Annotated in this window: 5 protein-coding genes; all 5 read left to right on the top strand. The window is 66.6% G+C overall.

Going from position 1 to position 6,963, the window contains the following annotated elements:
* The coding region (locus tag AC2VOU_RS15005; RefSeq protein ID WP_486958097.1) for a potassium-transporting ATPase subunit KdpA at positions 1-730 on the top strand (730 nt) is incomplete at its 5' end.
* Between the two features lies 1 nt (position 731).
* Positions 732-2,903: a potassium-transporting ATPase subunit KdpB gene (gene kdpB / locus AC2VOU_RS15000; protein WP_486958096.1), complete on the top strand. Its 2,172-nt coding sequence runs from the start codon at positions 732-734 to the stop codon at positions 2,901-2,903.
* A gap of 2 nt (positions 2,904-2,905) precedes the next feature.
* Positions 2,906-3,871: a potassium-transporting ATPase subunit C gene (locus AC2VOU_RS14995; RefSeq protein WP_486958095.1), complete on the top strand. Its 966-nt coding sequence runs from the start codon at positions 2,906-2,908 to the stop codon at positions 3,869-3,871.
* Positions 3,872-3,878: 7 nt separating this feature from the next.
* Entirely contained in the window at positions 3,879-6,548 is a 2,670-nt protein-coding gene (locus AC2VOU_RS14990) for a sensor histidine kinase (RefSeq protein ID WP_486958094.1), read from the top strand.
* A partial coding sequence (locus AC2VOU_RS14985; protein ID WP_486958093.1) for a response regulator occupies positions 6,545-6,963 on the top strand: 419 nt, incomplete at its 3' end. The genes AC2VOU_RS14990 and AC2VOU_RS14985, both read left to right, overlap by 4 nt.

Below are 6,963 nucleotides of genomic sequence, written 5' to 3'. Positions count from 1 at the left end.
GGCCGGCGCGGCAATGGAAGGTGTCGAGCAGCGCTTCGGAGTCGCGAATTCCGCGGTGTTCGCGGACGCGACCACGCTGACGTCAGCGGGCGCCGTCGATTCGGCGCACGACTCCTACACCAGCCTCGGCGGCCTGGTTCAGATGTTCAACATGCAGATCGGCGAGGTGGCGCCCGGCGGGGTCGGCTCGGGCCTTTACGGCATGCTGATCATGGCCATCATCACCGTGTTCGTCGCAGGGCTGATGGTCGGACGCACCCCGGAATACCTCGGCAAAAAGATCCGGCCACGCGAAATGAAGTTGGCGGCAAGCTTTTTCCCGGTGACCGAGTTACTGGTGCTGCTCGGGACCGGTATCGCAATCGGTTTGCCGGGCCCGCGGGCCGGCATGGAAAACACTGGGCCGCATGGCCTCGCAGAAGTGCTCTACGCGTTCACCTCTGCCGCCAACAAAAACGGTTCTGCTTTCGCCGGACTTTCGGTCAATACCGTCTGGTACAACACCGCGCTCGGCCTGGTCATGGCGTTGGCCAGATTCCTGCCGATGATCCTGGTGCTGGCGCTGGCCGGTTCGCTGGCCCGCCAGGGGCGTACCCCGGAGTCACCGGGCACCCTACCCACCCACCGACCGCAATTCGTCGGTCTGGTCGCTGCGGTGACGGTGGCGCTGTGCGCGTTGACCTTCCTGCCGGCCTTGGCGCTGGGCCCCCTTGCTGAAGGAATCCACTGATATGACAACAGCTCCGAGCGGTAACAGGCCGCCGTCGACGAGGTCAGTGCGTTCTCACCAAAGCGGCCCCAGTCAGGCCCGGGGCGGGGTCATCGACCCGGCATTGCTGCTCAAGTCACTGCCTGACGCGGTACGCAAATTCGATCCGCGCACGTTGTGGCGCAACCCGGTGATGCTGATCGTCGAGATCGGCGCCCTCTGGTCAACCGTTCTGACGATTCGCGGCCCTTCGTGGTTCGGCTGCATGGTCGTGTTCTGGCTCTGGCTGACGGTGCTTTTCGGCAATCTGGCCGAGGCCGTTGCCGAAGGTCGAGGCAAGGCGCAAGCCGACACACTGCGAAAGTCCAAGGCCTACACCATCGCCCGCCGCTTACGGGGCTGGGAGCCCGGTAAGGCCGGCACCGAAGAAGACGTCCGTGCACCCGAACTGCGAAGGGGCGACCTTGTCGTCGTCGAGACCGGCGAAACCATCCCCGGGGACGGCGAGATCGTGGAAGGCATTGCGTCAGTAAACGAATCGGCGATCACCGGCGAATCTGCGCCAGTGATCCGCGAGTCCGGCGGCGACCGCTCCGCGGTCACCGGCGGGACCACTGTGCTTTCGGACCGCATCGTCGTCAAGATCACCCAGGAGCCCGGCAAGAGCTTCATCGACCGGATGATCGCGCTGGTCGAGGGTGCCAACCGGCAGAAAACACCGAACGAGATCGCGCTGAACATCCTGCTGGCCGCGCTGACCATCATCTTCCTGTTCGCGGTGGTGACAATCCAGCCGCTGGCGATCTATTCCAAGGTGAACAACCCGGGCGTCCCCGACACCGCCGCCCTGACCGCCAACGGGGTCGACGGCGTGGTCTTGGTGGCATTGCTGGTGTGCCTGATCCCCACCACGATCGGTGCGCTGCTCTCGGCCATCGGAATTGCCGGCATGGACCGGTTGATCCAGCGCAACGTGCTGGCCATGTCGGGCCGCGCCGTCGAGGCGGCCGGCGACGTCGACACGCTGCTGCTGGACAAGACCGGCACGATCACCCTGGGCAACCGCGAGGCCTCGGAGTTCATCCCGGTCGCGGGGGTGACGGCCGAGGAACTAGCGGACGCCGCTCAACTGTCCAGCCTGGCCGACGAAACCCCCGAGGGCCGCTCGATCGTGGTGTTCGCCAAGGAACACTACGGTTTGCGGGAACGGCCCCCGGGCGAACTGAGCCAGGCGAAGTGGATCGAGTTCACCGCGAACACCCGGATGTCCGGTGTCGACCTCGTCGGACGACAGCTTCGCAAGGGCGCCGCGAATTCGGTCGCCAACTGGATTCGCGAACATGGTGGCGACGTCCCGACCGCATTCGGCGACGTGATGGACGGAATCTCCGCAGCCGGCGGGACGCCGTTGGTGGTGGGAGTCGTGCGCCAGGAGAACGGCGCCAAGAGTGCCGACGTGCTCGGTGTCATTCACCTCAAGGACATCGTCAAGCACGGTATGCGCGACCGGTTCGACGAGATGCGAACGATGGGCATCCGCACGGTGATGATCACCGGCGACAATCCGTTGACCGCCAGGGCGATTGCCGCCGAGGCCGGGGTCGACGACTTCCTGGCCGAGGCCACCCCCGAGGACAAGCTGGCGCTGATCAAACGCGAACAGCAGGGCGGCCGACTGGTCGCCATGACCGGCGACGGAACCAACGACGCGCCCGCGCTGGCTCAGGCCGACGTCGGGGTGGCGATGAACAGCGGTACCAGCGCGGCCAAAGAGGCCGGCAACATGGTCGATCTGGATTCCGACCCGACCAAGCTCATCGAGATCGTCGAGATCGGCAAGCAACTCCTGATCACCCGCGGCGCGCTGAGCACGTTCTCGATCGCCAACGACGTCGCCAAGTACTTCGCGATCATCCCGGCCATGTTCGTGTCGCTGTTTCCCGGGCTGGGCATGCTCAACATCATGCGGTTGCACAGCCCGCAGTCGGCGATCCTGTCCGCGGTGATTTTCAACGCGATCATCATCGTCGCGCTGATCCCGTTGGCGCTGCGCGGCGTCCAATACACTCCGAGTAGCGCGTCGAAACTGTTGAGCCGCAACCTTTATATCTATGGACTGGGCGGGATCCTCGCCCCGTTCGTCGGCATCAAACTCATCGACCTGGCAGTGCAATTCATTCCTGGGATGGGCTGAAGATGAACCTCTCGAATGTCTTCCGGCAGCACTGGGCCGCCCTGCGCGCCCTGCTGGCGTTGACGGTGATCACCGGCATCGGCTACCCGCTGGTCATCTGGGGCATCGCCCAGCTTCCCGGTCTGCACGCCAAGGCGGACGGTTCCATACTGACCGTCGACTCGCCCAATGGTTCGGAGAGGCGTGTCGGCAGCAAGCTGATTGGGCAGTCGTTCACCGACAAGAACGGCAACCCGCTGCCACGGTACTTCCAGAGCCGCCCGTCGGCCGCGGGCCCCGGCTATGACCCCACCGCATCCGGCGCCAGCAATCTGGGTCCGGAAAGCATCCTCGACACTCCCGCCGATCCGGCCAAGCTGACTCCCGGTACCGATCCGACAGATGCCGGCTTTAAGCCCAGTCTGCTGACTCAGGTGTGCTCGCGCAGCCGGGCGATCGGCATTCTCGAAAAGGTCGATGGATCGAGGCCGTTCTGCACCGGTGGCGGCGTCGGCGCCGTGCTCTCGGTGATCGGGCCGCGGGACCGCGCCGGCAACATCCCCTACCCCGTCACGGTGGTAAGCGTCAACCAGCCCTGCGCAACGCCCGGCAGCCCGCCCACCGTGGTGTTCCAGCGGGTCTACCAGGGAGTGGCGGTGCAGTGCGCCCAGTACGGTCGCGACTACGCGGTCGGTCTTCTCGTACCGATTCGCGGCTCGGCGCCCGAACAGCCTGAGGTGCCGCCGGACGCGGTCACCGCCAGCGCCAGCGGCCTGGATCCCGACATCTCGTCCGCCTACGCCGAGCTTCAAGTGGCCCGAGTGGCCCGCGCTCGCGGCATCAGTGTCGGACAGGTCCGCGACGTGGTACGCCACAACCAGCACGGCCGGGTAGCCGGCTTCGTCGGCGAGCCAGTGGTGAACGTCCTGGCGGTCAATCTCGAGTTGGATCGCCTCGCCCCGGTGAAATCGTCGCCCTCCAGTGGATGATGGCAAGGTGACCTCCGTAGACGAGCCGGCGACCTACGACGCCGGCCGGGCGAACCCGCAGCGCCGCGGTGAGCTGCGTATCTACCTCGGTGCGGCGCCGGGCGTCGGCAAGACCTGCGCGATGCTGGGTGAGGCGCACCGCAGGCTGGAGCGCGGCACCGACGTCGTCGCGGCGGTGGTGGAGACGCACGGCCGCAAGAAGGTCGCCGAGCTCCTCAAGGGCATCGAAGTCATTCCACCGCGCTACATCACCTACCGTGGAACCAGCTTTCCCGAACTCGACATCGAGGCGGTGCTGGCACGCAATCCCGAAGTGGCACTCGTCGACGAATACGCCCACAGCAACATCCCGGGCAGCACACACGAAAAGCGTTGGGAGGACGTCGAAACGCTGCTCGACGCGGGCATCACAGTGGTCTCGACGCTCAACGTTCAACATCTGGAAAGCCTCAACGACGTTGTCGCCCAGATCACCGGAATCGAACAACGCGAGACCGTACCCGACGAGACGGTAAGGAAGGCAGCTCAGATCGAGCTTGTCGATATCACACCGGAAGCGTTGCGGCGCAGACTTGCCCACGGAAATGTGTACCCGCCGGAACGCATCGATGCGGCGCTGACCAATTACTTCCGCGCCGGAAACCTGACCGCGCTGCGCGAGATTGCGCTGCTGTGGCTCGCCGATCAGGTGGACGCTGCGCTGTCGAAGTACCGCGCCGACAAGAAAATCACCGACACGTGGGAGGCGCGCGAGCGGGTGGTTGTCGCGGTTACCGGTGGCCCGGGGTCGGAAACATTGGTGCGCCGGGCATCTCGCATCGCGTCGAGGTCCAGCGCACAACTCATGGTGGTCCACGTGGTCCGCGGCGACGGGCTGTCGGGGGCGTCGCCGCGTGAGATGGGCAAGGTGCGCGAGTTGGCCGGCAGCATCGGGGCCACCGTGCACACCGTGGTCGGTGAAGATGTGTCCTGCGCACTACTCGACTTTGCCCGCGAGACGAACGCCACCCAGCTGGTGCTCGGCTCGTCCCGGCGATCCCGGTGGGCCGGCATGTTCAGCGAAGGCATCGGCACGGCCACCATCAAGAATTCAGGCAAGATCGACGTCCACATGGTCACCCATGAGGCCGCCAACCGCGGTGTGGCGTTCCCGCCAATCCCGCCGCAGGCGCGGCAGGTGGTGTCCTGGCTGGCCGCGATCGTCCTGCCGCTGACGATCCTGGCGATCACGCTGCGGCTGGATCCGGCACTGGACGTGGGCGGTAAGTCGGCCTTGTTCTTCGCCGGCGTGGTCGGCATCGGGCTGCTCGGCGGCGTGGCGCCGGCGGTGGTGTCCGGGCTGTTGTCCGGGTTGCTGCTGATCTATTTCCATACCGAGCCGCGGCATTCGTTCGCGGTCAAGAACCTGAGCAACGCGCTGACGATCGTAATCCTGCTCGGTGTCGCGATGGCGATCGCGGTGCTGGTGGACGCCGCCGCCAGCCGCGCTCGGGAAGCCCGGCGGACCAGTCAGGAAGCCGAATTGTTGACGCTGTTCGCGGCGTCGGTGCTGCGTGGCGCCGACCTCGACGCGCTGCTGGAGCGGGTGCGTGAGGCCTACTCCCAACGCTCGGTGTGCCTAGTGCGGGAGGTGGACGGTCGCCTGGTTCCCGTCGCAGGCGTGGGCACCGAGTCGTGCGTGACGGTCGATGACGCCGATACCGCGGTCAAGGTCGGCGACGAGCAGTTCTGGATGCTGATGACCGGGCGCGGCCTCACCGGGCGCGACCGGCGGGTTTTGTCGGTGGTCGCGACGCAGGCGGCGGGACTGGTCAAGCGTGGCGAGCTCGCCGAGGAGGCCGGCAAGGTCAAGTCGCTCGCCGAGGCGGACGAACTGCGGCGCTTGCTGCTGTCGGCGCTAGGCCACGACCTGCGGACCCCACTGACCGCGGCGAAGGCCGCGGTGTCGAGTCTGCGGGACGAGGACGTCTGGTTCTCGCCGGAGGACACTGGCGAACTGCTGGCCACCGTCGAGGAGTCGGTCGATCAGCTGACCCTGCTGGTGGCCAACTTGCTCGACTCGTCGCGTCTGGCGGCCGGCGTGGTCCGGCCCGAGCTGACCGAGGTCTACCTCGAGGAGGTCGCGCAGCGCGCGTTGGTCGGAATCGGCGGACGCCGAACGATATACGGCCGCGCGAGCATCGACCGGGTGAAGGTCGATGTTGGCGGCGCCGTCGTGATGGGTGACGCGGGCCTGCTGGAACGCGTGCTGTCCAATATGATCGACAACGGGCTGCGCTACGCGCCCGCGAGCGTCGTGCGCGTGAACGCCGGCCAGGTCGGACCTCGGGTCTTGATCAACATCGTCGACGAAGGACCAGGCGTGTCCAAGGGCGCCGCCGAGCAGATGTTCCAGCCGTTCCAGCGACTCGGCGACTTCGACACCACCACCGGCCTGGGGCTGGGCCTGTCGGTCGCGAAGGGCTTTGTCGAGGCCATGGACGGCACCATCACCGCCTGCGACACGCCCGGGGGTGGACTGACGATTGTGGTGGATTTGGCCGCGCCCCCGCGAGCAGCGGCGCCCGTGACGCGCGCCGGCGACGATGTAGAGCGCGACGATACTGCAGCAGCGGCGCCCGTGACGCGCGCCGGCGACGATGTAGAGCGCGACGATACTGAGGAGCGGCGCCCGTGACAAAAGTACTCGTCGTCGACGACGACCCGCAGCTGCTGCGCGCCCTGCGGATCAACTTGGCTGTGCACGGCTACGAGGTGATGACCGCGCCGACCGGGTCGCGCGCCCTGGCGGTGGCCGCCGAACACCCGCCGCAGGTAGTGATCCTGGATCTGGGCATGCCCGACGTATCCGGCATCGAGGTCCTCGCCGGTCTGCGCGGCTGGCTCACGGCACCGGTGATCGTGTTGTCCGCACGCACCGATTCCTCCGACAAGGTCGGCGCCCTCGACGCGGGTGCGGACGACTACATGACCAAGCCGTTCGGCATGGACGAACTGCTGGCCCGGCTGCGCGCGGCCGTACGACGGGCAACGGTCGCCACCGGTGCGGACAACCCGGTGGTGGAAACCAAGTCCTTCACCGTCGACCTGTC

The sequence above is a fragment of the Mycobacterium sp. TH-M25 genome, assembly GCF_057473665.1.
Note: the sequence above shows the minus strand (reverse complement) of the source record. Positions and strands in the feature narration are given on the sequence as shown.